This is a genomic window from Kitasatospora sp. NPDC088391, assembly GCF_044753345.1.
Lineage (GTDB): Bacteria > Actinomycetota > Actinomycetes > Streptomycetales > Streptomycetaceae > Kitasatospora.
Map to the genome: position 1 here is coordinate 71,737 of NZ_JBIVNB010000004.1, position 23,815 is coordinate 95,551.

Consider the following 23,815-nt stretch of genomic DNA (forward strand, 5'->3'; position numbering starts at 1 on the left):
TCGGGGCCGGCTTCCTGACGGGCCGTCATGATCTCATCGTGACCGACGTTCCCGGTGCAGCTCGACGAAGACCGCGACCTTGGCGCGCAGCGCCCAGGGGTCGACCGGCTTGGGGATGAAGTCGACGGCCCCGGCGGCGTACCCGCGCATCGAGTGGTCGGGGTCGCCGCCGATCGCGGTGACGAAGATGATCGGGATGTCCCTGGTCCGGGCCCGCCGCTTGATGTGCGCGGCGGTCTCGTAGCCGTCCATGCCCGGCATCTGCACGTCCAGCAGGATGACGGCGTAGTCGTCGGGGTCGAGCAGGGCGCGCAGCGCGTCCGGGCCGGAGGCGGCGGAGACCAGCTCGTGCCCGTGCGGCCCGAGGACGGCCTCCAGCACCAGCAGGTTCTCCGGCCGGTCGTCCACCAGCAGCACCTTCGGCGGCGCCCCCGGCTCGGGGTGGCGGGCCCGCGGGGCGGGCGGGGCGGCGGTGTCCGCGCCCTGCTGCTGCTCGATCAGGGCGAGTTGGCGCTCCAGCACCGCGCAGCGCGTCTCGGCGAGCGCGGCGTGCTCCCGGACCCGGTTCAACTCCTCGGCGAGACGCGTCACTTCGAGGGCCAGTGCGTCGCGTTCGGCGAGCAGCGCGGTGTCGGGGCCGGTGTCGGGGCCGGTGTCGGGGCCGGTGCCGGTGCCGGTGTCCGGGCCGGTGCCGGGGTCGGTGACGGCGGGAGCTTCGGCGGCCCGGTCGGCCTCCAGGCGGCCCAGCCGGGCCTCCAGGTCGGCGATCGACTGCCGGGTGTCGTCCAGCGCGTGGTCGAGCTGCTCCTCGCGCGCCCCGGCCTGCCGGGCCTCCCGGTCGGCGGCGTGCAGTTGGCCCTCCAGCTGCTGGACGGCCCGGCCGATCGAGGCGCTGGTGCGCAGCGCGGCCCGGTGCTGCTGCTGGAGGTGCGCGCGGGCCGCCTCGTCGAGCCGGACGTTGTGGTCGTCGGCGAGGTTGCGCAGCAGTTCCTCGACGAACTCCCAGGGCGCGATCCGGCTGCCCGCCAGGTAGCGGGAGAGCGTCCCCGGGTTGAGGTAGCTGCGGCTGGCGTACCGGCGCACCGACACCCCGAGGCCGAGGAAGAGCCGGCGCAGCGACTCGGCGAACTCCCGGCACTCCCGGTTGAGTTCGGCGTCCAACGGCTGGAGCCCGCCGCCGTCCCGCCCGTTCTGCCCGTCCCGCCCGCCCGGTGTGTCCTGCGTGTCCTGTCCGTCCTGCCCGTGCTGTGCGTCCTGTCCGTGCTGTGCGTGCTGTGCGTCCTGCGCGGCGAATGCCGTCACCGGTACCTCCACCCGTTCCACCCGACCGTTCCGAGGGCAGCAGCCTGCCCCACCCCCGGCGCGTTGCGCGGGCCGCAACGCCTCCGGGGCGAGACCGGCGACAATACGGCAACGGGACGGAAGTTGACGATCAGTCAATTGTGCTGGAAGTGACGCCAGTTGCCACCGGTCGGGCGAGGGGCAGCGGGGCGCCGCAGCGCAGGTTCCAGCGTCCGGAGCGGCCGCTCAGCTCCGTCGCCGTCAACGGGGCGACGTCCAGGCGCCAGAACGCGGCCGGGGGCAGCGCCAGCGCGTGCACCAGCGCCGCCCGGACCACGGCCGGGTCGACCACCGCCAGCACCCGGCCGCCCCCGTCCGGCAGTCCCGCCAGCCAGCCGCCGACCCGGGCGCACAGGGCCGCGACCGACTCCCCGCCGGGCGGGGCGAACGCCGGGTCCGACAGCCAGGACGCGACCGACTCCGGTGCGGTGGTGACGAGTTCGGCCAGCGGGCGGCCCCGCCAGGCCCCCGCGTCCAGGTCCGCGAGCGCGGGCTCGACGGCCGGGGCCAGTCCCAGCGCCGCCGCGGTCTGCCGGCAGCGTGCCGCCGGGCCGCTGAACGCCAGGCGCGCCGCCGGGGCCGCCAGCGCCCGGACGGGGGCCAGTTCGGCGTCCGTCAGCGGCCGGTCGTCCCCGAACCGGGCCTCCCGGCCCTCCGCGCCGAGCGCCGGTGCGACCAACATCACCCGGACCGTCACGCTGCACCCCTCCCAGAGGTCGTTCGCCGTCGAATCGTCGACGCGGCCTGCCGCACCCCTTGGCGGGGCCCGCCCGGAACGGTACCTTCTCGGCGGTACAACCCCATATCAGCGACGGTGCGTGGAAGTCCGGTGCAAACCCGGTACGGTCGCGCCACTGTGAACGCCCCGGCCGGGCTCGGCCGGGGGGAAGTCAGACCCGCCTCCGTCGCCCCTGCTCCACACGACCGGGACGCGAGTTCCCGCAAGGAGGTCACCCCGCCATGGCTCACACCGTCGCGCCCGCCGCCGTCACCACGCCGGCCATCACCCCCCTCTCCGTCCGGGCCGTCGCCCCGTGGGCGCTGTTCTTCGGCGTCCTGCTGCTCACCGTGCTCTACTTCGTCGGCGCCGAACAGGGCGCCACCTCGCTGATCTCCGGCGAGAGCGTGCACGAATGGGTGCACGACGGCCGGCACCTGCTCGGCTTCCCCTGCCACTGACGACGGGGACAGCGAGCACCTGAGATGAAGAACCACACCGTCCGCGACCTGCTGGTCCGCGGCATGCTCGCCGGCCTCGGCGCCGGCGTCCTCGCCCTGATCGTCGCCTACCTGCTCGGCGAGCCGCGCGTCGACGCCGCCATCGCCTTCGAGGACTCGCACAGCCACGAGCACGGCGAGGAACTCGTCAGCCGCGCCCTGCAGTCCACCGCCGGCCTGGCCACCGGCATCCTGCTCTACGGCCTCGCACTCGGCGGCATCGCCGCCCTCGCCTACTGCTTCGCCCTCGGCCGCACCGGCCGCATCGGCCCCCGCGCCACCGCCCTGCTGCTCTCCGGCGCGGCCCTGGTCGCCGTCTACCTCGTCCCCTTCCTCAAGTACCCCGCCAACCCGCCGTCCGTCGGCGACCCCGACACCATCGGCCACCGCACCACGCTCTACTTCCTCATGATGCTGCTCAGCGTGCTGCTCGCCGTCGCCGCCGTCGTCGCCGGCCGACAGCTCGCCCCGCGCCTGGGCAACTGGAACGCCACCCTCGCCGCCGGCCTCGGCTACGCCGTGCTGATCGGCCTCGGGTACCTCCTGCTGCCCGCGATCAACGAAGTCCCCGAGGACTTCTCCGCCACCCTGCTCTGGCAGTTCCGCACCGCGGCCCTCGCCATCCAGCTCACCCTGTGGCTCTCCTTCGGCCTGATCTTCGGCCACCTCGCGGAGCGCCTGCTCCTGCCCGAGACCGCCCGGACCGCCGAACCGGCCGTGGCGGCACCCGTCGCCGACTAGGACCCGCCCGGTGGATCGGGCCCGCGCCCGATCCACCGGGCGGCCGGGGCGCTCGGGCGATCGACGTCACCGGTCTGTTCGATCGCGGTTCCGACGGCCTGTCGCGGAGGCTGGGCGTCCCGCTCTGGATAGCGTGGGCCGTGGCGTCCGCACCTCGGATGACGGTGCGTCGGACGGTGGCAACGGCACCCCTGGAGGTCGGTTCATGCGCGCGGTGACCTACGACTCGTACGCTCCGGACAACTCGCGGTTGAGCTGCGGGGAGGTGGCGGAGCCCAAGGTGGGCCCCGGGCAGGTGCTGATCGAGGTTCGGGCGGCGGCGGTCAACCCCGTCGACTGGAAGGTGATGGCGGGTGGCCTGGACGGCATGATGGACGCGGTCTTCCCCGTCATTCCCGGCTGGGACGTGGCGGGGGTGGTCGTCCGGACCGGCCCCGACACGCCCGAGTTCGGGCCCGGGGACGAGGTGATGGCCTACGCCCGCAAGGACGTGGTGCAGGCCGGCACCTTCGCGGAGTACGTCGCGGTCGCGGCGCCGGCGGTCGCGCGCAAGCCCGCCGCGCTCGACTGGGCGCAGGCGGCCGGGCTGCCGCTGGCCGGGATGACCGCGCTGCGGAGCCTGAAGCGGATGGAGGTCGGGCCCGGTGACGTGCTGCTGGTGCACGGCGCGGCCGGCGGCGTGGGGAGCCTGGCGGTGCAGCTCGGGCGGGCCCGCGGGGCCCGGGTCATCGGTACGGCCTCCGAGCGCAACCACGCGTTCGTCAAGGGGCTGGGGGGCGAGCCGGTGAGCTACGGCGAGGGCCTGGTCGAGCGGGTGCGGGCGCTGGCGCCCGACGGTGTGTCGGCGGTGGCGGACTTCGTCGGCGGTCAACTGGAGGCGACGCTGGCCGTGCTCGCCGACGGCGGCCGGCACGTCTCGGTCGCCGACCCGACGGTGGAGCAGCACGGCGGCCACTGGATCTGGGTCCGTCCGGACGGTGCCGAACTGGCCGAACTGGCGGCGGCTGCCGACCGGGAGGTACTGACCGTGGAGGTCGCCCGCACCTTCCCGTTGGAGCAGGTGGGCGACGCCTTCGACGCCAGCCGCACCGGCCACACCCGGGGCAAGCTGGTCGTCGTGCCGTGACGGCCGGAGGGGACCTTCGTGGGCCGAGGCGCCGTGACGCCTCGGCAGCTCCACTGCCCGGTCCGGCTGTTGGGCGCGCTGCGGTGCCAAGGAGCGGTGCGGGCCCGTGACGGCACGCGGGTGGGGCGCCGGGCAGGTGCTCGGCGGGTCACCCCGTGGCTGGACGGCAGTTCGCGCCGATCTCGGTCGGGTCGGTCCAAGCGTGGATGCCGGCCGCGTCGACGGGGACGAGCCGGTCGACGCGCTTCTCGCCGTCCGGCGTGCACAGGTTCTGTCGCGCCCGCGCGTAGCGGGGGCTCTTCAGGACCAGCTCGAAGCCGGGCGGCGCGTTCTCGGGCTGCCGCCTCCCGGCGCCCTTGGCGTGTTCGCAGCGGGGCCGCGCCCGGGAACCGGACGGCCGGGCCGGGGCGTCCCCGTGGCGTACGGGAGGACGGACGGAGGGGGTGGAACGGATGGCGGCGGCCCGTTGTCTGTACCTGGTGCGGCACGGAGAGGCACTGCCCGACGAGAGCGGGCTGTCGGAGAACGGCCGCCGGCAGGCCGAGGCGCTCGGACGCCGGTTGGCGGGGCGGCCGATCGAGGCCGTCCACCACGGGCCGCTGCCCCGGGCGGCGCAGACCGCCCGGCTGGCCGCCGCGCAGTTGGCCGGGGTCGCGCCGACGGTCGCCGAGTGCGCCGGGGACTACGTTCCGCACCTGCCGGAACGCGCCGAACTCCCGCCCGACAGCGCGGACTTCCTGCTCGACTTCCTCTCCTGGGCCACCCCGCGGGACGCCGCGACCGGCCGGGAACTGGCCCGGGAGGCGGAGCGCCGCTTCACCGGACCGGTCGCCGGGGACCAGGAGCGCCACGAACTGCTGGTCACCCACAACTTCCTGGTCGGCTGGCTGGTCCGGCACGCCCTGGACGCCCCCGCCTGGCGCTGGCTCGGCATCAACCAGGCCCACACCGGCCTGACCGTGATCCGCTACGCCCCCGGCCGCCCGCCCGCGGTCCTGGTCCACAACGACCAGGGGCACCTGTCGTCGGACCCGGCCCGGACGGGCCTGCGGATCTGACACCGCCCCGGAGGCCCGGACTCAGTCCTCGGTGCGGCGCAGCAGGTAGCTGTCCATGATCCAGCCCTTGCGCTCGCGCGCCTCGGCCCGCAACTCCCTGATGCGGTCGGCCTGTTCGGCCAGCGGGCCGGAGACCAGGATCTCGTCCTCGGTGCCCAGGTAGGCCCCGTAGTGGATGTGCACGCCCGCCGGGTCGATCCGCGCGTAGGCGTCCTGGCCGTCCAGCATCACCACGGCGTCCTCCGCGCCCGGCCCGAAGCCGTCGGCGGCCAGCCGCCGCCCGGTGGTGATCCGCACCGGGCGGGCGGTGCGGGTCAGCGTGGTGCGGTGCCGGGCGGCCAGCACCGAGACGCTGCTGATGCCGGGGACCACCGTGTACGCGAACTCCGTCCGGCCGCGGTCCAGGACGCGGTCCAGCACCGCCGTCACGCTGTCGTACAGCGCCGGGTCGCCCCAGACCAGCAGCGCGCCGGTCTGACCGTCCGCCAGTTCCTCGGCCACGGCCCGCTCCACCAGGTCGGCGCGCCGGTCGCGCCACTCCTCGACGGCCTCCCGGTACGCGGGCGTGGAGCGGTCGCGGGCCGGGTCGACCAGTTCGACCACCCGGTGCCCGGGCCGACCGTGCTCGGCGATCATGTCCCGCCGCAGGCGGATCAGGTCCTGCCGCTCCTCGGGCTTGTCGAGGAGCAGGAACGCGTCGGTCCGGCCGATCGCCTTGACCGCCTCCAGGGTGAGGTGGTCGGGGTCGCCCGCGCCGATGCCGATGACGAGAAGGGTACGCATGCGGGTGATTCTGCCCGCTCGGCCCGGCGGCCGGGTACGGGGAGGGGTCGGAAGGAGAGTCGAGGCAGCGGCGGAGGGAGGGGGGCAGGGGAAGCGGGCAGGGGAAGCGGGCAGGGGAGGGGGCAGGAGAAGCGGGCAGGGGAGGGGGCAGGGGAGGGGACAGGGGAAGCAGGTGGGAAAGAAGGAGTTGAAGGGGCGGGCCGGCAGCGGACGGAACGGGCGAGCGGGCCGGGGCGGGGCGGTGGTCCGTCGGGGGCGGGTCGTGTCGTGGCCGGGCTTCCGGGGGGTCGTGTGGTGGACTGGGGGTCGGCCGGTGCGCGGGGCGGGGCTCCGGCGGCCGGTCGTGCAGCGCCGGGACAGGAGCCACTCTCATCAGCAGCCGTCCGACGGGGGCCGGGCCCGATCCGGTGCCGGCCACGCGTGCGGCGTCGCTGGCCGCCGCGGCCGTGCTGTACGCGCTGGTGGTCGTTCTGCAGGTCACCACCGACAACTGGCACATTCCCTCGGTGCTGGTCGCCGTCCCGGCCGTGGTCGCGCTCGGCTCCGGACCGGCCACGATCCTGGCGGCCGCCGCCGTCGCGGTCGCCACCCGGTGGGCGTTCGCCCTCGGCGAGCCCGGCCGGACCGCCACCGCCGTCGGCACCACGGCGGCCGTGCTCGGGATCGCCGCGCTGGGCTGCTTCGTGGTGCGCCGCCGGGAACGGGCCGCCGCGCTGCTGGTCAGCATCACCTCCGTCGCGGAGAGCGCCCAGCGGGCGGTGCTGCGTCCGGTGCCCGCCGCGGTGGGGCCGGTCGCGATCGCCGCCGGCTACCGGGCCGCCGCCGAGCACGCCGGGATCGGCGGGGACTTCTACGCCGTCGCCGACACCGCCTTCGGCCTGCGGGTGTTGATCGGCGACGTCCGGGGCAAGGGCCTGGACGCGGTGACCACCGCCGCCGCCGTGCTCGGCGCGTTCTACGAGGCCGCCCACGACGAACCGGGCCAGGACGCCCTCGCCGGGCGGCTCGACACCAGCCTGCGCCGCTTCCTCACCGACCCGGAGGGCTTCGCCACCGCCGCCCTGGTCGACATCGCGCCGGACGGCTCGACCCGCGCCCTGTCCTGCGGCCATCCGCCGCCGCTGCTGCTGCGCGGCGCCGCCGTCACCGAACTGCCCGCCGCCCCCGGCCTGCCGCTCGGCCTGGGCGTCCTGGGCGCCGCCGAACCGGAGCCCGGCCCCGCCGTCCGGCTGCGCCCCGGCGACGTGCTGCTGCTGTACACCGACGGGCTCAGCGAGGCCCGCGACGCGTCCGGCGCCTTCTACCCGCTGCTGCCCCGGCTGGCCGCCCGTCCCGTCCCGGCCGGGCCGCAGGCCGTCGTGGACTGGCTCCGGCAGGACGCGGACCGTTTCGCGGGCGGGGTCCGCGACGACGACTCGGCGCTGCTGGTGCTGGCCTGGGAGCCCGCCGGGCACCGCCCCTGACCGGCCGGGCCCGAACGAACGGCCGGGCCCCGGCGGGCCGCCGTCCCGGTCAGTCGAACAGGGTGGGGCCGAGCGGGTGCCAGCCCGCGGGGCCGGGGAGGTGCGCGGCGGGCTCCGGGCCCCAGCTGCCGGGGCGGTAGCGCAGGGGCGGGTCGGCCGGTTCGAGGACGGGGTCGACGATCCGCCAGCACTCCAGGACGGCGGGGTAGAAGGCGAACGGCTCGGGGTCGCCGCTGACCGCGCCGCCGAGGATCGTCTCGTAGGGCTGTTCGAGCCGGCCGAAGACGGAGGCGTACTCGACGCCGATCGGCACCTGGACCGGGCGGTGGCCGCCCGAGCCCTTGGCGACCAGCAGGTCGGCGCGGATGCCGGTGTCGCCGTCGATCCGGAACCGGACCAGGTTGGGCGGCGCCTGGCCGTCCGCGCCGCGGAAGAGCTCCAGCGGCGGGCGGCGCAGCTCGACCACCACCTCGGCCGCGGAGACCGCCAGCGACTTGCCGCTGCGCAGGTGGAAGGGGACGCCGGCCCAGCGCCAGTTGTCGACGTGCAGGGTGGTGGCGAAGTAGGTCTCGGTGGTGGAGTCCGGCTTCACCCCGGGCACGTCGAGGTAGCCCTCGTACTGGCCGCGGACGGTCGTGGCGGGGTCCATCGGGCGGACGGCGTGCAGGACCCGCCACTTCTCCAGGCCCTGGGCGGCGTGGTTGTCGGCGCTGGGCGGGTCCATCGCGAGCAGTGCGAGGACCTGGAGCAGGTGGTTCTGGACGACGTCGCGCAGGCAGCCGACGGCGTCGTAGAACGAGCCGCGGTCGGCGACGTCGAAGTCCTCGGCCAGGCTGATCTGCACGTTGTCGACGTAGCTGCGGTGCCAGATCGGGGCGAGCAGGGTGTTGGCGAAGCGGGCGACCATGAGCGACTCCACGGCGGCGTTGCCGAGGAAGTGGTCGACCCGCAGCAGGTGGTCGTCGTCGAAGTACCGGCCCAGTTCCTGCTGGAGCTCGCGGGCGGAGGCGGAGTCGTGGCCGAAGGGCTTCTCGACGACGAGGCGGGCGTCCCGGTTCAGGCCGGCCCGGGCCAGGGCGGCGGCGACGGTGGTGAACAGGCCCGGCGGGATCGCCAGGTAGTGGGCGGCGAAGCCGCGCCCGGCCAGGGCCCCCTTGAGTCGTTCGAAGGTGGCGTCCTCGGTGAAGTCGCCGGTGACGATGGACAGTCCGGCGGCGAAGCGGTCGAACACCTGCTCGTCGACGGTGGTGCCGGTGGCCTCGACGGCGGTGCGGGCGTGCCGGCGCAGCCGTTCGTCGTCCCAGTCGCCGGCGGCGACGCCGATCACCGGGCAGGTCAGCCGCCCGGCGGTGCTGAGTTGGTAGAGCGCGGGCAGCAGCATCTTGCGGGCGAGGTCGCCGGTGATGCCGTGGAGCACGAGGACGTCGGCGGGTTCGAGCGCGGACGGGGGCAGCGAGGCGGTGGTCACGGGGGCGGGTCCGTTCTGGTCGGGCCGGTGGGCGCGGGGGAGGGGGTCAGTGCCGTTCCGCCGGGACGGGTGCTTCGGTGTCGTGGCCGAAGCGGCGGGCCAGGTCGTCCTGGATCTGCTCGCTGTCGCGGCCCCGGGTCTCGGGCAGGTAGCGCCGGACGAACACGAACGCCGCCGCGCAGATCCCGGCGAAGATCCAGAAGGTCTCGCCCTGGCCGAGGGCGTTGGCCACCGGCAGGAAGGCCAGGCTGACGACGAAGTTGGACACCCAGTTGACGGCGGTGGAGGCGCTGGAGCCGGCCGCGCGCACGGCGGGCGGGAAGATCTCGCCGATCAGGGTCCAGAACACCGGGCCCAGGCCGCCGGCGAACGCGGCGATGTAGACCACCATGAACAGCAGGGTCGGCCCCGACGCGAGGTGCGCGACGAAGGCCAGGCCGAGCAGGAACACCGACACCGCCATCGCGGCCAGCGAGACCAGCACCAGCGGGCGGCGGCCGACCCGGTCGACCAGCCGGATCGCCACCAGGGTCATCAGCAGGTTGATCACGCCGATCGCCACCGAGTAGAAGATCGAGTTGGAGGCGTTCAGGCCGGTCTGCTCGATGATGGTCGGCGCGTAGTAGATGATCGTGTTGATGCCGCCGAACTGCTGGACGGCGGCCAGGGTCAGGCCGACGACCAGCGCGGGGCGCACGTCCGGGGCCCGCAGCCCCCGGCCGCCGTCGCCCGCCGCCTGCTTGGCGCGGTCCTCGGCGATCCGCTGCCGGGCCAGTTCGACCACCTGGTCGGCGGTGTCGGGGCCGGTCACCCGGGCGATCGCGGCCCGGGCCCGCTCGTCCTGCCCGCGGGCGATCTGCCACTGCGGGGACTCGGGCAGGAACCACAGCGCGGCGGCCACCAGGACCAGCGCGGGCACCGCGCCGCAGGCGAACATCTCCCGCCACCGGCCGCCGCTGGCGAAGGCCAGGTTCACCAGGTACGCGGCCAGGATGCCGATGGTGATCATCAGCTGGTTGAGGGTCAGCAGCCGGCCGCGGATCGAGGTCGGCGAGATCTCCGACAGGTAGACCGGAACCAGCGCGGAGGCGGTGCCCACCGCGAGGCCCAGCACGATCCGGGCCGCCAGCAGCATCGGGTAGCCGGTGGAGAACACCGCGATCGCGGTGCCCACCAGGAAGACCGCGCCGACCGCGCCGAGCAGTCGGCGCCGGCCCCAGCGGTCGGCGAGCCGGCCCGCGACCAGCGCGCCGATCACCGAGCCGACCAGCAGGACGCTGACCACGCTGCCCTGTTCGAAGGAGTTCAGGTGGAAGTCGTCGCGGATGTACAGCAGGGCCCCGGACACCACGCCGGTGTCGAAGCCGAACAGGAAGCCGCCGACCGCGATCGCGGCGGCCCACCACTGGATCTTCCGGAGGCCGGCCGGCGGGACCGCGGTGAGCGGGCCGTGCGTGCCGGGTTCCCGGGAGAAGCCCTGAACCATGTCTGTCCTTTCTGCGGACCCGGCCGGTCAGCCGGGCAGGACTCCCCAGGAGCCGGTGCACGACTCGCCGGGCGCGAGCCGGATCAGGTCGGTGCCGCTGGCCAGCGCGTTCGGCGGGCCGGTCATCGGCTCCACGCCCAGGCCGCGGCGCCACCGGTCGTCGGGCACGTTGTCGGCGGTGTACACCTCCAGCCAGGGCTGGGCGCGGTCGGACCAGAAGCGCACCGCGCGCCGGGAGCCGGCCAGCCGGACCCAGGCCCGGCCGTCGCCGTCGCGGACCAGGTCGGTGAAGGCCCGGTCGATCGGCAGGTCGCCGATCCTCCGGGGCGCGGTGAAGTCGTAGGGCGTCCCGGCCACCGGCAGTGGCGGCCCCTCCGGGAGCATCCGCTCGTCCACGGGCTGGAACCGGTGCCCGGGCAGCTGCAGTTCGCAGTCGTCGACGGGTTCGCCGACGGTCAGGTACGGGTGCATGCCGTGCGCGTAGGGGGCGGTGCGGGTGCCGGTGTTGCGGGCGGTGAGGCGGACGGTGAGGCCGGTGTCGGCGTCCAGGGTGTAGGCGGCGGTCAGGTCGAGGCGGAACGGGTAGCCGGCGGAGCCGGTCAGCCGGTGGGTGAGGATGACCCGGTCGGACCCCTGCCCGGCGGCCTGCCAGGGCGCCCACCTGGTCAGCCCGTGGATCGCGTTGCCCAGTTCGGGTTCGGACAGGTCGAGCTGGTACGTCCGCCCGTCGAAGGTGTAGCGGCCGTCCCGGACCCGGTTGGGCCAGGGGATCAGCAGCTGGCCGAACGCCGCCGGTGCGGGCTCGTCGGGGCCGTAGGAGAGCAGCAGCGGCTCCCCCCGGTGCAGGAGCTCGCGCAGCCCCGCGCCCGATTCGGTGACGGTGGCGTGGAAGTCGCCGGCCGCGAGGCGGTACTGCGCCCCGCTGGTCTCTGTGCTCATACCGGGATGGATAGCCGCTGCCTGCCGCGACCCGGCCTGCCGGTCGGCGCGCTCCCCGGGGCGGGTGAACCCCTTGGGCCGTCCGGTCCCCACCGGGTGTGCGGCGGCGGCGGACGCGGGACCTGTCCGGTTCCCCCGCGCCGGGACGGGGGCGGCGGGTCCGGAGGGGTGGCGTGGGCGGGGTGCGGCGGCGGACGCGCGGGCAGCTGTGGCCGGTGCTCCAGCAGGCGGTGGCGTGCGCGCTGGCCTGGTGGGTGGCGCGGATGCTGTTCGACCACCACCTGCCGCTGTTCGCCCCGATGGCCGCGGTGGTGGCGCTGAACACGCCGGTGGGCGGCCGGGGCACCAACGCCGTCCGGGTGGTGCTCGGCGTGGTGTGGGGCGTGCTGGTCGGCCAGGGCGCGTACGCGCTCTTCGGCCACCGCCACGGGGCCCTCGCGGTGGGCTGCGCGGTGCTGCTGTCGCTGCTGGTGGCGCTCGCGCTGGACGGCGAGCGGGTGACGATGGCGCAGGCCGCGGCCAGTGCGGTGATCGCGCTGGCCTCCGGCCGGGAGGCCGGCGTCGACCGGGTGCTGGACGTGCTGGTCGGGGCCGGCGTCGCCCTGCTCTTCAGTCAACTGCTGTTCCCCGCCCACCCGTTGAAGCTGCTCCGGGGCGCGGAGGCGGAGACCTTCCGGGGCCTGGCGGGGCTGCTGCGGCTGGGCGCCCGGGCCGACGCGGGCGACCCGGACCTGCTGCTGCCGCTGGAGTCGCACGCCCTGTACCGCCTGCTGGGGGACGTGGACCGGGCCAGGACCGACATGGTCGACGTCGCCCGGCGCACGCCCCGCTGGCGGCGGCAGCGGCACTCGGTGCGGGCGTCGAGCGGCACGGCGCTGCGGCTGGGGATGCTCGCCAACAGCTGCCTGACCCTGGCCCGGTTCACGGCCGACGCCGGAGGACCGGACCGGCGGGCGCTGCTGCCGGCGGTGGAGACGCTCGCCGCGACCCTGTCGGCGTACGCGGCGGCGGAGCCGGGACGGGCCGCCCGGGAGACCTGCGTACGGGGCGCGCTCGCCGCGGCGGCCCAGGCCCCGCCCCGGCAGGGCCCGCCGACCGAGGCGGTCCGCCTGGCCGTGCGCGACCTGCTGGTGGTGGCCGGGGTCGCCGCGGACGCCGCCGCGGCCGCCGTCGACGCCCGGGCCCCGGACGCGCCGCAGGCCCCGCCCGCGCTCTGACGCCCCGCCGGGCGGCCCGGTGCCCCGGTGCCTGCTCAGGCCGCGGGGGGCGTCTCGCGGGCCACGATCAGGCGGTCCCCGGCCCGGACGGTGCCGATGCTCGGGTCGCCGTACCGCAGCGGGCGGCCGTCGCGGACCACGGCGAGGACCGGTTCGGCGAGCCGGCGCGGGTCCTGCCCGACCTCCTCGGGGGCGGGCCGCCGTTCGGCGACCTCCAGGCCGAGTCCGGCGGACAGCAGGTCCTCCAGGACGGTGCCGACGTCCGGGCTGAGCGAGGCGACCCCGAGCAGGTGGCCCGCGGTGTCGGCGGCGGTGATGACGTTGTCGGCGCCGCTGTCGCGCAGCAGCGGCGCGTTCTCGGCGTGCTCCACGGACGCGGTGACCAGCGCGCCCGGGTTCATCCGGCGGGCGGTCAGGGCGGCGAGGACCGCGGTGTCGTCCCGGGTGGTGGCGATCAGCACCCGGGCGGCCAGGCCGAGTTCGGCCCGGGCCAGCACCTCCGCGCGGGTGCCGTCGCCGACGATCCCGACCAGGCCGTGCCGGTTGGCGTCGTCGACCGCGGCGGCCGAGGTGTCGACCACGACGATGTCGCGCGGGGCCACGCCGCGGGCCCGCAGGGTCGCCGCGGCCGCCCGGCCCTTGGTGCCGTATCCGATCAGGACGGTGTGTCCGCGCACCCTGCGCCTCCAGGACTGTTCGCGCCACTGCGCCCGGGTGCGCTCGGTCAGGGCCCGGAACGTGGTGCCCACCAGGACCAGCAGGAAGCCGAGCCGCAGCGGGGTGATCACCAGGGTGTTGACCAGCCGGGCGGTGTCGCTGACCGGCACCACGTCGCCGTAGCCGATCGTGGTCAGGGTGACCGCCGCGTAGTAGAAGCTGGTCAGCCACCCGACCGGTGCGCCGTCCGAGTCCCGGTAGCCGGCCCGGCCGAGGAACACCACGACGGCCGCCGCCAGGACGATCGCCAGCACCAGGGCGAGCCGCCACGCGATCAGCCCCGCCGGGCCCCGGACCCGGTAGGGCATCCGGAGCCGGGACCGCTGCGGGCCCGCGCCCTCGCCGTGCTCCACCACGCTCCGAGTCTGCGGGAGTCCCGCGGTCCCGGCGATCGCGCCGACCCGGCCCGCCCCGAACTTCTACCACCGGATCTCGACGGCCCGGCTCGTCGGGCCCGCGCCCGCCGCCGCGATCCGCCCCGGCGGCCGGGCCGTGACACGGTGGGGGAGAGGGCCCGACAGCACGCACCCCGAGGAGGGGCGAGAACCATGACCCGAGTCCTGTTCGTCGTCACGGCGGCCGACCACTGGACGCTCAAGGACGGCACGGAGCACCCCACCGGCTTCTGGGGCGAGGAGCTGGCGCTGCCCCACAAGCTCTTCACCGGCGCCGGCTGGCAGGCCGTCGTCGCCACCCCCGGCGGCCGGCCCCCCACCCTGGACCGGATCAGCATGGGCCGTACCGCCGGACTGCCCCGCACCCTGCGCGAGGTCGAACAGCACCTCGCCGCCGTCCGGGACGTGCTCGACCGCCCGGCCGCGCTGGACCGGGTCGACCCGGACGCCTTCGACCTGGTCTTCTACCCCGGCGGCCACGGCCCGATGGAGGACCTCGCGCACGACCCGGTCTCCGGCGCGCTGCTCACCGCCCGCCTCGCCTCCGGCCGTCCGCTGGCGCTGCTCTGCCACGGCCCCGCCGCGCTGCTCGCCGCCCGCGCCGACGACGGCTCCTGGCCGTTCGCCGGCTACCGGATGACCGCGCTCTCCACCACCGAGGAGAAGCTGAACAGCTTCGGCCGCAAGGCCCCCTGGTTCCTGGAGGACCGGCTGCGCGAGAACGGCGCCCGCTACACCAAGGGACGGCTCCCGCTGCTGCCGCACACCGAGGCGGACCGCTCCCTGTGGACCGGCCAGAACCCCGCCTCGTCCCGGCAGCTCGCCGAACGCCTGCTCGCCGCGCTGGACTGACGGTCCGTCACCACGGCCCCGGGGCGGGCACCGCGCCCCGGCGGATCGCGGCCGCCTGCTCCGCCGTGAACGGGGCCCGGAGCAGCGACTGCTCCTGCTGCCGGGACCGGAACAGGTCGGCGACGAAGTTCATCCGGTCGCCCAGCAGCGCCCAGTCGGCGGCGGCGCTGCCCGCCAGGGTGTTCGGCGTCCGGTCGATGTCGTACAGCAGGGCCTTCAGTTCGACGTTGCGCAGCCGGGTCAGGGCCGCCGGGAACGGCGTCCCGGCCGGGCCGCCGCCGCGCACGTCCGCGCCGATCCGCTGGGAGACCGGGCGGCCGGTCGTCCCGAAGTCCGCGGCGGGCAGCGCCAGGTCCATCAGCCGCCGGGTGATCACGGCCTCCCAGGAGCGCCGCAGCAGGCCGAGCAGCGGGACGCCCGCGGGCGGGGCGAGCGCCCCGGCGATCGCCTGCTGCAGCCTGATCTGCTCGTGCAGGCCGACCCGGAGGTTGGCGAGCAGCACGTGCTCGGCCCGCTCGCCCGGGTCGGCAGCCAGGAAGGCCCGGCCGTAGCTGTGCACCGCGGCGACCAGCAGGTCCTGGCCGCCGTCCTCCGCCGGCCCCGGGCGGAGCCGGGCGACGCAGCGCTCCACCGCCCGCCCGTGGACCGGCCCCGGCGGCCCCGGGCGGCCGAACTCCTCGACCAGGTCGGCGAACAGCGGCCCGAGGTCCCGGAAGACCAGCAGGTTCCCGTCCGCCACGTGCGCGGCGACCTGCCGGACGACCCGCCCCGGCAGCTCTCCGAGCGGCCGCAGCGGCGCCGGGGCCCGCCGGGCCAGGGCGACGGCGGCCCGGACCGCCGCCGGGGCGCTCTCCCCGCGGATCGACCGCCCGGCGGTGTTCGACGCCCAGGCCCCGAACGCGCACCAGCTGACGTTCTCCCGGCCCAGGACGCGGGCCGTCGCCACGGCCAGCTCGTGATAGGCCAGGGTGATCCGCAGGTTCCGCAGCACGGGGTCGGCCAGCGCCGCGATCTCCGCGATCTCCTCGACCGCGACCGCGGTCCGCTCCGACTCCTCCACGGCCACACCCTAGAGCGCCGCGCCCTCCCGGGACGGCCGGATCGGCGAGGAGCCGTCTTTGAACCGGCCCGGTCCGGACGGCCGTTCGACGGCGGGCGGGGCCGATCGCGTAGGGTGCTGCCTCGTGCCGCAGCTGGAGATATCCGACCTGATCACCGCGGTCGACCCGGAGAGCGGCCGACGGCTGCCGGTACGGCGCGCCGAAGCGGTCGAACTGCTGCGCGCCGACGGCGACCTGCGGGCCGCCCGGCTGGTCGCCGCACTGCCCGCCGACCGGGACGGGGTGCTGGACCCGGACGCCGTGGACCGCCTGCTGATCCGCGTGCACACCGAACTCCAGCGCCTGAGCGAGGAACTCCGGCTCGGCCGACGGCTGGTCCACCTGATCGGCCCGCTGCGCACCGCGATCCGGGCCACCGGCCACCCCGGGCCGTTCCGCCTGGTCGACATCGGCTGCGGACTGGGTTTCCTGATCCGCTGGCTGGCGGCCACCGGCGCCCTCGGCCCGGACGTCGAGCTGGTCGGGGTCGACCTCAACGCCGCCCTGGTCGGCGAGGCGGACCGGCTGGCCCGGGCCGAACGGCTCGACTGCCGCTTCGTCCACGGCAACGCCTTCGCCCTGCCGGAGGCCGCCACCGTCTACGTCTCCACCGGCGTGCTGCACCACTTCCCCGAACCCGCGCTGGCGGAGTTCTTCCGGGCCCAGGGCGCATCCCCCGCGATGGCGTTCTGCCACTACGACATCGCCGCCACCGGCCTCGCCCCTGTCGGGGCCTGGGTGTTCCACCGGGCCCGGATGCGCCACCCGCTGGGCCGCCACGACGGCGTCGCCTCCGCCCGGCGGGCGCACGGCGACGAGTCCCTGCTGCGGGCCGCCGCCGCGGCGCCCGGCATGCGACCGCTGCTCTACGAACCCCGGCGGGTGGCCAACCCCTTCTGCACCACGCTGCGCCCGGTCCTCGGCGTCCGCCCGCAACTGGAGGCACCGCTCCGGCAGGCCCTCGGCCGCGCCTCCCGCCGCCTCCTCGACGCCGAGCAGTTCGCCCGGGCCGCCCGGTGACGCCCGCGCTGCCGCTCGCCGTGCTCGCCCTGGTCGACGCGGCGTTCAGCGGCTTCCGGGCCTACGCCGGCCGCGACGCCCGCATCCGCAAGCACCGCGCCACCCTGCGGGCCGCGCTGCGCGGCCTGGCGGTCGGCGCCGTCCTGCTGCTCGCCCCCGCGCTGACCGCCCTGCTCCTGCTGCTCACCGCGGCCGACCCGGCGCGCGCCTACGCGACCCTGGCCGCCGGCGGCCTCGGCTACCTGCTTCTGCTCACCGCCTACGCCGCCGCCGTGCTGCTCTCGTTCGCCGCGTACTTCCTGCTGCCGTTCCGGGCCAGCACCCTCGCCGTGGTCGTCGGCCTCGGCCCGCTCACCCTGCTCCGCCCCCCGGTTCTCGCCGCCGCCTGCCTGGGCGCCCTCCTCAACGGCGGCGGCCGCCCCTCCCTCCTGGTCGGCGCGGTGGCCGCCGCGGCGACGCTGTCCGTCGGACCGGTCGTGCACCGCCGCTGGTACCGCTAGTCCCTAGCGGGTGAGCAGGGCCTCGACGGCGCTGCGGACCTGGGTGGCGACGGTTTCGGGGGAGGCGGCGTCGAGCTTGCCGTCGAGGTGGAGGAAGGCCAGGCCGTGGACGACGGCCCAGACGGCGGTGGAGAGGGCGTCCGGGTCGGCGCGGGGGTAGACGCCGGTGACGAGGTCGCGGACGTACTGCCGCATGGCGCCGGTCGCGGCGGCCCGGTCCGGATCGGCGGGGTCGCAGGGTTCGGCGAACATCGTCCGGAACAGGGCCGGGTGGTCGAGGGCGAACCGGACGTAGGCGACGGCGACCCGGGCCAGGTCCTCGGGGGTGCGCGGGGCGGGGTGGGCCGCCGCCAGCGCGGCGGCGAGTTCGCCGTACCCCTCGGCGGCGACCGCCGCGACCAGCGCCTCCCGGTCGGCGTAGTGCCGGTAGGGGGCGGTCGCCGAGACGCCCGCCCGGCGGGCGACGGCGCGCAGCGAGAGGGCGGCGCTGCCGTCCTCCTCCAGCAGTTCGCGGGCGGCGCGCAGGCAGGCGGCGCGCAGGTCGCCGTGGTGGTACGGGGAGCTGGTGCGGGTCATCGTCCGCCCTTCCTGGCCTGCCTGCATGTGAACGATGTTCACATTCTAGTCGGAGGGCCGGCCCCGGGGAGCGGGGCCGGCCGGCGGGCGGAGGGGGGCGGAGGGGGCGGGGTCAGGCGGGGTGGGCGAAGGAGGCCGCGAGGCGGGGCCCGTAGCCGGTGCACTGCCCGGCACCGCCCCGGGCGGCCACGTCGAGACCCGCCGCGCCCTCGGCGGCTGGGCCTGCCTGGTCCCGACCGTGCTGCTCCTGCTCCTGCTGCTGCTCGCCGTCGCCGCGGCCCGCCTCCGCTGACGGCGCGGAATGTTCCGGCGGCGGCGGGAGTTGACGACGGGACAGGAACCGGCGGAACACGGAAGGCGGTGGCACCGATGGTGCGTGCGGTGTGGAACGGCGCGGTACTGGCCGAGTCGGCGGACACGGTGCTGGTCGAGGGGAACCACTACTTCCCGCCGGAGGCGCTGAACCGGGAGTACTTCGCCCCCAGCGACACCACCACGGTCTGCTCCTGGAAGGGCACCGCCCGGTACTGGACGGTCGCGGTGGACGGCGCCGAGAACCCGGACGCGGCCTGGTACTACCCGGACCCGAAGCCGGAGGCCGAGCACGTCCGCGACCGGGTCGCGTTCTGGCGCGGCGTGCAGGTCGTCACGGCCGACTAGCCCCGGCCGGGTCCGGCTCCACCCAGGTCAGGACGTGCGCGACCTGGTGGCGCGGGTCCAGCCGGACGTAGTTGTCCCGGCCCCAGTCGTAGACCTCGCCGGTCAGCTCGTCCCGGACCGCGAACCGCGCGCCGCGCTCCAGGCCGAGGGCCGGCAGGTCGAGGCGGACGGTGGTCTCCCGGACGGCGTGCGGGTCCAGGTTGAGCACCACCAGCACCCGGTCGGTGCCGCCGTCGGGGCGGGCGGCCCGCTTGGAGAAGCAGACCACCGCGTCGTCGTCGGCCCGGTGGAAGCGCAGGTTCCGCAGCTGCTGGAGGGCGGGGTGGGCGCGGCGCAGCCCGTTCAGCCGGGTCAGCAGCGGTGCCAGGGTGCGGCCCTCGGCGGCGGCCGCGTCCCAGTCGCGCGGCCGGAGCTGGTACTTCTCCGAGTCCAGGTAGTCCTCGCCGCCGGGCCGGGTGCCCAGGTTCTCGCCCAGTTCGAAGCCCGCGTACACGCCCCAGCTGGGCCCCGCGGTCGCGGCCAGCACCGCGCGGGCCTCGAATGCCGGGCGGCCGCCGTACTGGAGGTAGGAGCTGAGGATGTCGGGCGTGTTGACGAACAGGTTGGGCCGCAGGTAGGCGGCGCTCTCCGAGCCGTCCAGGCCGGCCAGTTCGGACAGGTAGGACTCCACCTCGGGCTTGGAGTTGCGCCAGGTGAAGTAGGTGTACGACTGGTGGAAGCCGACCCGGGCCAGCGTCCTGAGCATCGCGGGCCGGGTGAACGCCTCGGCCAGCAGCACCACGTCGGGGTCGGTGGCGTGCAGCGCGGCGATCAGCCGCTCCCAGAAGGCGACCGGCTTGGTGTGCGGGTTGTCGACCCGGAAGATCCGCACGCCGTGCGCCATCCAGTGCCGCACCACGCCCAGGCAGGCGGCGAACAGGCCCTCGGGGTCGGTGTCGAAGTCCAACGGGTAGATGTCCTGGTACTTCTTGGGCGGGTTCTCGGCGTACGCGATCGAGCCGTCCGGCTCGTGGCGGAACCACTCGGGGTGCTCGGTGACCCACGGGTGGTCGGGGGAGCACTGCAGCGCCAGGTCGAGCGCCACCTCCAGGCCGAGCGCGCGGGCCCGGGCCACGAAGGCGTCGAAGTCCTCCAGGGTGCCCAGCTCGGGGTGGACCGCGTCGTGGCCTCCCGCGGCCGAGCCGATCGCCCACGGCGAGCCCGGGTCGTCCGGCCCCGCCGCGGCGCTGTTGCCGGGGCCCTTGCGGTGGCTGGTGCCGATCGGGTGGACCGGCGGCAGGTAGACCACGTCGAAGCCCATCCCCGCCACCGCGTCCAGCCGCCGGGCCGCGGAGCGCAGCGTGCCGGGGCGCAGCCGGCCCGGCCGGTCCGGGTCCGGTCCGGCGCCCTCCGAGCGCGGGAAGAACTCGTACCAGGCGCCGTACAGGGCCCGCTGCCGGTCCACCCGGAGCGGGAACTCCGCCGAACGGGTCGTCAGGTCGCGCAGCGGCCGGTGCTCCAGGTGCGCGACCACCTCGGGGGACAGCGCCGCGGCCAGCCGCCCGGCGGGGTCGAGCCCCTCGTCGAGCAGCTGCGCCGCCGCGGCCCGCAGCCGCCGCGCCGCCTCCGGCCCGGCCGGTCCGGCCCCGGCCTCCAGGGCGGCCCGGACCAGCAGCACCGCGCCCTGGGCCATCACCAGCCCGGTGTCCAGGCCGGCCGGGACCTTCACCTCGGCGGCGTGGCGCCAGTCCGCGAACGGGTCCGACCAGCCCTCCACCCGGTACGTCCAGTCGCCGGTCCGGTCGGCGGACACCTCGGCGGCGTGGCGGTCGGTGCCCGGGGCGACCTGCCGCATCCGGACCGGCGGCGCCGACCGGCCGTCCGGGTCGGTGAGCACGACCTGCGCGGCGACCGCGCCGTGGCCCTCCCGGAAGACCGTCGCCGACACCTCGAAGACCTCGCCCGGCACCGCCCTGGCCGGTCGCCCGCCGTCCACCCGCGGCCGCACGTCCAGCACGGGAATCCGCCCGACGGACGCCACGGCGGGCCGGGCCGCCCGCTCGATCGGCACCGTCCGCAGGACCGGAAGGGGTGGCGCCTGCGGGGAGGCCGTGCCGGTGCTTCTGCTGCCGATTCCGGTGCCGATCATGCTCTCTCCAGGTCGCTGCGGGACTGCGGACAGGGGCGTGCGGGGCAGTGCGGGAAACGGGGGAGGGGCGGGGACAGGACGGGGACGGGGACTGCGCGGGGCGGAGGGGTGGGGGAGGGGAGGCTGCGGGACTGCGGACACGAACGAGCTGCGCGGGGGGTGACGGTGGGTCAGGGGCGGGGGGTGCGGACGGTGGTCAGGAGGCGCCGGTAGCCGGAGACCAGCGGGTGGTGCGGGTAGGCGTTGCTGAACAGGCGTTCGCCTGCGAGCAGGGCCATTTCCGGGGCGTAGGGGAGGACGGCCGCCACGGGGGCGCCCAGGCCGGCGCCCAGTTGTTCGCGGAAGCCGGGCGGGAGGCGGCCGCCGGAGGCGTGGTTGACCACCACGACCGGTTCGGGGCAGCCCAGCCGTTCGGCGACCGCCCGGGTCTCCGCGGCGCCGGCCAGGTCGAGCCGGTCGGCCCGGGCCAGCACCAGCAGCACGTCGGCGCTGGCCATCGCGGTGACCGTCTCGTTGGTGAAGCCGGCCCGGGTGTCGAGCAGCAGCACGTCCAGGGCGAGCGAGTCGATCAGCCGGTCGAAGCCCTCGCGGAGCAGGCCGACGTCGTAGCCGTGGCCCATCACCTCGCCGCCGCCCGCGACCCGGCTGCGGGCGGGCACCAGGAACAGGCCGGCGTGCCCGGCGTCGGCGTGCACCGCCCCGGCCGCCTCCTCGATCTCGCACCGGCCGACCAGGTAGTCGGCGAGCGTGTACCGGGGCCCGGCCGGGGCCAGGTCGAACACGGCGTCCAGGGCCGGGGTCTGGATGTCCAGGTCGACCAGGCCGACCCGCCGGTCGGCGCGGGCCAGCAGCACGGCCAGGTTCGCCGCGGTGCTCGACTTGCCCGTGCCGCCGCGGTACGAGTGCACGGTGACGATCTGCGACACGCTCCCGCTCCTCAGGACGTGGCGGCGGACCAGTGGACCGCCATCATGGTGATGTCGTCGGACTGCTCGGCCGCGCCCACGAAGTCGCGCAGCGCCTCGTCCAGCCGGCCGACCAGCTCCCGGCCGGACTCGGGGCGGCGGCGCAGCAGCCCGTACAGCTGCTCCTCGCCGAAGAAGGCGCCGGACTCGGAGCGGGCCTCGGTGACGCCGTCGGTGTAGATGAACAGGCTCTCGCCGGGCGAGATCCGGGTGTAGCCGAGGGTGAACACGCTGTCCGGGATGACGCCGACGGCCGGTCCGGTGGGCTCCAGCAGGACCGGTTCGCCGCCGCTGACCAGCACCGGCGGGTTGTGGCCGCCGTTGATGTAGACCAGGTTCCCGGTGGCCGGGTCGAGCACCCCGAAGAACATGGTGGCGAAGTAGCCCTGGCTGATGTGGTTGCGGATCAGGTAGTTGTTGGTGCCGGTGACGGCGTTCAGCAGCGGGGTCGCCCCGACCACGGGGATGGCCCGGTTCTGCTGCTGCCGGACGGCGTCGGTGCCGAGCAGTTCGGCGGCGATCAGGCTCTGCAGGCCGCTCTGCTCGGCGGTGTGCCGGAGCAGGCTGCGGATCAGCGCCATGAACAGCGCCGCGCCGACGCCCTTGTCGCAGACGTCCGCGACGACCAGCGCCAGCCGCCGGTTGTTGACCAGTTCGAAGACGTCGTAGAAGTCCCCGGCCACGGTCCGGGCGGGCCGGAACCGGACGTCGATGTCCCAGCCCTCGGGGATGCTCAGCTGCTCCGGCAGGAAGCCCCGCTGGATCTCCCGGCCGATCTCCAGCTCGCGTTCGTAGCTGAGCAGTTCGGCGTGCGCGGTGACGTCCTCCATGGCGTGGCCGAACCCGGAGTGCTCGTGGCAGTCCCGCAGCCGGGCCCGGACCAGCTCCGGGTGGAACGGCGGCGCCAGGTAGTCGGCCCCGGCGCGGACGTGCCGGTCCAGGGCGTGCAGCTCGTCGGCGGCGAAGGCGACGATGCTCGGGGTGCGGCCCTCGTCCTGCAGCCGGTGCTGCACCGCCCGCACCGAGCGGGGCGCGAGCTCCGCCGGTGCGAGCAGCACGTCGGTGGCGCCGAGCCGCCCGGGGTCCGAGGTGAGCACTTCGCCGGGGGAGCGCAGCAGCACCTCCACGCCGATCAGCTCCAGTGCGGAGAGCAGCTCGGACGGCACCTGCTGACGCCCTTTCAGCACCAGTACCCGGGTCTTGGTCGGCATCGGAGTCATCCCGTCGTCGTGTCGGTGGCCCCGTGGGGGGTCGGTGCCGCGAGGCAGCCGGGGCCGGCGCCGCGGACCGCGAGCGTGCACACGTTGTGCCCGTCGGTGCGCTCGTAGTCGAAGCAGTCGACCGAGGTCAGGGCGAGGAAGACGCCCAGCCCGCCGATCCGCCGCTCGGACAGCGGGCGGTCCAGGTCCGGCGGGAGCGCGGTCCGGCGCGGGTCGAAGGGCGGGGCGTCGTCCTCGAACCGCAGCCGGACCTCCTGCCCGTCGACGTGCCCGGCCAGCCGGATCGGGCCGGGCGCGCCCCGGTAGCCGTGCACCACGATGTTGGTGGCCAGCTCGTCGGCGGCCAGCCGCAGCCGGTAGGCCGCCTCGGTCGACAGGCCGGCCCGGTCGGCCAGGCCCCGCACGAAGTCGGCGACCTGGTGCAGCGATCCGAGCGCCGCGGGGACGGCGAGGGTCGCCGCCGTCGGGTTCTCCCGGTCCATGGTGTCGCCGCGCATCCGCTCAGGCTTCCAGGAGTTCGATGCTGTGGTCGAAGCCGGCCAGCCGGATCGAGCGGGCCACCGGGTCGGCCGCGCCCGAGATGCTGATCCGGGCCCGCTCGCCCATCTTCTGCCGGGCGAAGACCAGCGAGCGCAGCCCGGCGCTGGACATGTAGGTCAGCTGCTCGGCGTTGATCAGCAGCACGTCGACGCCGGTGCGGACGACCGCGTCGATGGTGTCGTGGAAGTGGGTGGCGGTGGAGGCGTCCAGCTCGCCCAGCAGCTCGATGGTGGCTCTGTCGCTGTCCACGTGCAGGCGTACGTCGAAGGCCATGGTTCCGGCTCCTCCTCGAAGGTGATGAC

At 75.7% G+C, this 23,815-nt stretch carries 25 protein-coding genes; 11 read left to right on the forward strand and 14 right to left on the reverse strand.

Annotation, left to right across the window (positions count from 1 at the left end; genetic code table 11):
• Positions 1-33: 33 nt before the first annotated feature.
• Complete coding sequence (locus tag ACIQBJ_RS13365; RefSeq protein ID WP_400708287.1) at positions 34-1,302, reverse strand: response regulator; 1,269 nt, start codon at positions 1,300-1,302, stop codon at positions 34-36.
• 130 nt (positions 1,303-1,432) lie between these two features.
• Positions 1,433-2,023: a histidine phosphatase family protein gene (locus ACIQBJ_RS13370; protein ID WP_400708289.1), complete on the reverse strand. Its 591-nt coding sequence runs from the start codon at positions 2,021-2,023 to the stop codon at positions 1,433-1,435.
• Positions 2,024-2,301: 278 nt separating this feature from the next.
• On the opposite strand from ACIQBJ_RS13370, the gene ACIQBJ_RS13375 reads away from it, so the two are divergent.
• The 4 genes from ACIQBJ_RS13375 to ACIQBJ_RS13390 all read left to right on the forward strand — a co-directional run bounded on the left by ACIQBJ_RS13375 (position 2,302) and on the right by ACIQBJ_RS13390 (position 5,484).
• Positions 2,302-2,520, forward strand: coding sequence for a CbtB-domain containing protein (locus ACIQBJ_RS13375; protein ID WP_400708291.1), 219 nt, complete (start codon positions 2,302-2,304; stop codon positions 2,518-2,520).
• Positions 2,521-2,544: 24 nt separating this feature from the next.
• Positions 2,545-3,300, forward strand: a complete 756-nt coding sequence (locus tag ACIQBJ_RS13380; protein ID WP_400708293.1) for a CbtA family protein — start codon at positions 2,545-2,547, stop codon at positions 3,298-3,300.
• A 205-nt stretch (positions 3,301-3,505) separates the two neighbouring features.
• Entirely contained in the window at positions 3,506-4,426 is a 921-nt protein-coding gene (locus ACIQBJ_RS13385) for an NADP-dependent oxidoreductase (RefSeq protein WP_400708295.1), read from the forward strand.
• A gap of 452 nt (positions 4,427-4,878) precedes the next feature.
• Positions 4,879-5,484, forward strand: a complete 606-nt coding sequence (locus ACIQBJ_RS13390) for a histidine phosphatase family protein (RefSeq protein WP_400708297.1) — start codon at positions 4,879-4,881, stop codon at positions 5,482-5,484.
• Between the two features lie 21 nt (positions 5,485-5,505).
• On the opposite strand, the gene cobF is transcribed toward ACIQBJ_RS13390, so the two are convergent.
• The gene (cobF, locus tag ACIQBJ_RS13395; protein WP_400708299.1) at positions 5,506-6,267 is read right to left on the reverse strand and encodes a precorrin-6A synthase (deacetylating); all 762 of its coding nucleotides are present in this window, start codon (positions 6,265-6,267) and stop codon (positions 5,506-5,508) included.
• A gap of 407 nt (positions 6,268-6,674) precedes the next feature.
• Here cobF and ACIQBJ_RS13400 point away from each other — a divergent pair, with 407 nt between their 5' ends.
• Positions 6,675-7,730 carry a PP2C family protein-serine/threonine phosphatase gene (locus ACIQBJ_RS13400; protein WP_400708301.1) on the forward strand — a complete coding sequence of 352 codons (1,056 nt, stop codon included), beginning with the start codon at positions 6,675-6,677 and terminating at the stop codon, positions 7,728-7,730.
• Between the two features lie 49 nt (positions 7,731-7,779).
• Here ACIQBJ_RS13400 and zwf read toward each other — a convergent pair whose 3' ends face one another.
• Genes zwf through ACIQBJ_RS13415 form a run of 3 tightly spaced genes read right to left on the reverse strand, consistent with a single transcriptional unit; the run spans position 7,780 to position 11,623 of the window.
• Positions 7,780-9,198: a glucose-6-phosphate dehydrogenase gene (zwf, locus tag ACIQBJ_RS13405; RefSeq protein WP_400708303.1), complete on the reverse strand. Its 1,419-nt coding sequence runs from the start codon at positions 9,196-9,198 to the stop codon at positions 7,780-7,782.
• Between the two features lie 46 nt (positions 9,199-9,244).
• Positions 9,245-10,684, reverse strand: coding sequence for a sugar porter family MFS transporter (locus ACIQBJ_RS13410; RefSeq protein ID WP_400708305.1), 1,440 nt, complete (start codon positions 10,682-10,684; stop codon positions 9,245-9,247).
• A 27-nt stretch (positions 10,685-10,711) separates the two neighbouring features.
• Complete coding sequence (locus ACIQBJ_RS13415) at positions 10,712-11,623, reverse strand: aldose 1-epimerase family protein (RefSeq protein WP_400708307.1); 912 nt, start codon at positions 11,621-11,623, stop codon at positions 10,712-10,714.
• 173 nt (positions 11,624-11,796) lie between these two features.
• On the opposite strand from ACIQBJ_RS13415, the gene ACIQBJ_RS13420 reads away from it, so the two are divergent.
• Positions 11,797-12,840, forward strand: a complete 1,044-nt coding sequence (locus tag ACIQBJ_RS13420) for an FUSC family protein (RefSeq protein WP_400708311.1) — start codon at positions 11,797-11,799, stop codon at positions 12,838-12,840.
• A 35-nt stretch (positions 12,841-12,875) separates the two neighbouring features.
• Here the strand turns inward: ACIQBJ_RS13420 and ACIQBJ_RS13425 are convergent, their stop codons facing one another.
• Complete coding sequence (locus ACIQBJ_RS13425) at positions 12,876-13,913, reverse strand: potassium channel family protein (RefSeq protein ID WP_400708313.1); 1,038 nt, start codon at positions 13,911-13,913, stop codon at positions 12,876-12,878.
• 192 nt (positions 13,914-14,105) lie between these two features.
• Here ACIQBJ_RS13425 and ACIQBJ_RS13430 point away from each other — a divergent pair, with 192 nt between their 5' ends.
• Positions 14,106-14,804 carry a type 1 glutamine amidotransferase domain-containing protein gene (locus tag ACIQBJ_RS13430; RefSeq protein WP_400708315.1) on the forward strand — a complete coding sequence of 233 codons (699 nt, stop codon included), beginning with the start codon at positions 14,106-14,108 and terminating at the stop codon, positions 14,802-14,804.
• 7 nt (positions 14,805-14,811) lie between these two features.
• Here the strand turns inward: ACIQBJ_RS13430 and ACIQBJ_RS13435 are convergent, their stop codons facing one another.
• On the reverse strand, positions 14,812-15,864 hold the full coding sequence (locus ACIQBJ_RS13435; RefSeq protein WP_400708317.1) for a hypothetical protein: 1,053 nt from the start codon (positions 15,862-15,864) through the stop codon (positions 14,812-14,814).
• A gap of 124 nt (positions 15,865-15,988) precedes the next feature.
• Between ACIQBJ_RS13435 and ACIQBJ_RS13440 the strand changes: the two genes are divergently transcribed.
• Both ACIQBJ_RS13440 and ACIQBJ_RS13445 read left to right on the forward strand, forming a co-directional pair.
• Positions 15,989-16,924 (forward strand): class I SAM-dependent methyltransferase, encoded by a 936-nt coding sequence (locus ACIQBJ_RS13440; RefSeq protein ID WP_400708319.1) that lies wholly within the window; start codon positions 15,989-15,991, stop codon positions 16,922-16,924.
• Positions 16,921-17,424 (forward strand): hypothetical protein, encoded by a 504-nt coding sequence (locus ACIQBJ_RS13445; RefSeq protein WP_400708321.1) that lies wholly within the window; start codon positions 16,921-16,923, stop codon positions 17,422-17,424. Before ACIQBJ_RS13440 ends, ACIQBJ_RS13445 begins: the two co-directional genes overlap by 4 nt.
• A 3-nt stretch (positions 17,425-17,427) precedes the next feature.
• Here ACIQBJ_RS13445 and ACIQBJ_RS13450 read toward each other — a convergent pair whose 3' ends face one another.
• The gene (locus ACIQBJ_RS13450) at positions 17,428-18,000 is read right to left on the reverse strand and encodes a TetR/AcrR family transcriptional regulator (RefSeq protein ID WP_400708323.1); all 573 of its coding nucleotides are present in this window, start codon (positions 17,998-18,000) and stop codon (positions 17,428-17,430) included.
• Between the two features lie 121 nt (positions 18,001-18,121).
• Here ACIQBJ_RS13450 and ACIQBJ_RS13455 point away from each other — a divergent pair, with 121 nt between their 5' ends.
• Together ACIQBJ_RS13455 and ACIQBJ_RS13460 are read left to right on the forward strand one after the other, a co-directional pair.
• Positions 18,122-18,292 (forward strand): hypothetical protein, encoded by a 171-nt coding sequence (locus tag ACIQBJ_RS13455; protein WP_400708325.1) that lies wholly within the window; start codon positions 18,122-18,124, stop codon positions 18,290-18,292.
• A gap of 77 nt (positions 18,293-18,369) precedes the next feature.
• Entirely contained in the window at positions 18,370-18,660 is a 291-nt protein-coding gene (locus ACIQBJ_RS13460; RefSeq protein ID WP_400708327.1) for a DUF427 domain-containing protein, read from the forward strand.
• On the opposite strand, the gene ACIQBJ_RS13465 is transcribed toward ACIQBJ_RS13460, so the two are convergent.
• From ACIQBJ_RS13465 to ACIQBJ_RS13485, 5 genes are all read right to left on the reverse strand, one after another.
• Entirely contained in the window at positions 18,647-20,788 is a 2,142-nt protein-coding gene (locus tag ACIQBJ_RS13465; protein WP_400708329.1) for a maltotransferase domain-containing protein, read from the reverse strand. The two genes, ACIQBJ_RS13460 and ACIQBJ_RS13465, sit on opposite strands and share 14 nt — an antisense overlap.
• A gap of 170 nt (positions 20,789-20,958) precedes the next feature.
• Positions 20,959-21,714 (reverse strand): MinD/ParA family protein, encoded by a 756-nt coding sequence (locus tag ACIQBJ_RS13470; RefSeq protein ID WP_400708331.1) that lies wholly within the window; start codon positions 21,712-21,714, stop codon positions 20,959-20,961.
• Between the two features lie 11 nt (positions 21,715-21,725).
• Positions 21,726-22,964 (reverse strand): PP2C family protein-serine/threonine phosphatase, encoded by a 1,239-nt coding sequence (locus tag ACIQBJ_RS13475; protein ID WP_400708333.1) that lies wholly within the window; start codon positions 22,962-22,964, stop codon positions 21,726-21,728.
• Between the two features lie 5 nt (positions 22,965-22,969).
• Positions 22,970-23,470 carry an ATP-binding protein gene (locus ACIQBJ_RS13480; RefSeq protein WP_400708335.1) on the reverse strand — a complete coding sequence of 167 codons (501 nt, stop codon included), beginning with the start codon at positions 23,468-23,470 and terminating at the stop codon, positions 22,970-22,972.
• Positions 23,471-23,474: 4 nt separating this feature from the next.
• Positions 23,475-23,786: an STAS domain-containing protein gene (locus ACIQBJ_RS13485; RefSeq protein WP_400708337.1), complete on the reverse strand. Its 312-nt coding sequence runs from the start codon at positions 23,784-23,786 to the stop codon at positions 23,475-23,477.
• Between the last annotated feature and the right edge of the window lie 29 nt (positions 23,787-23,815).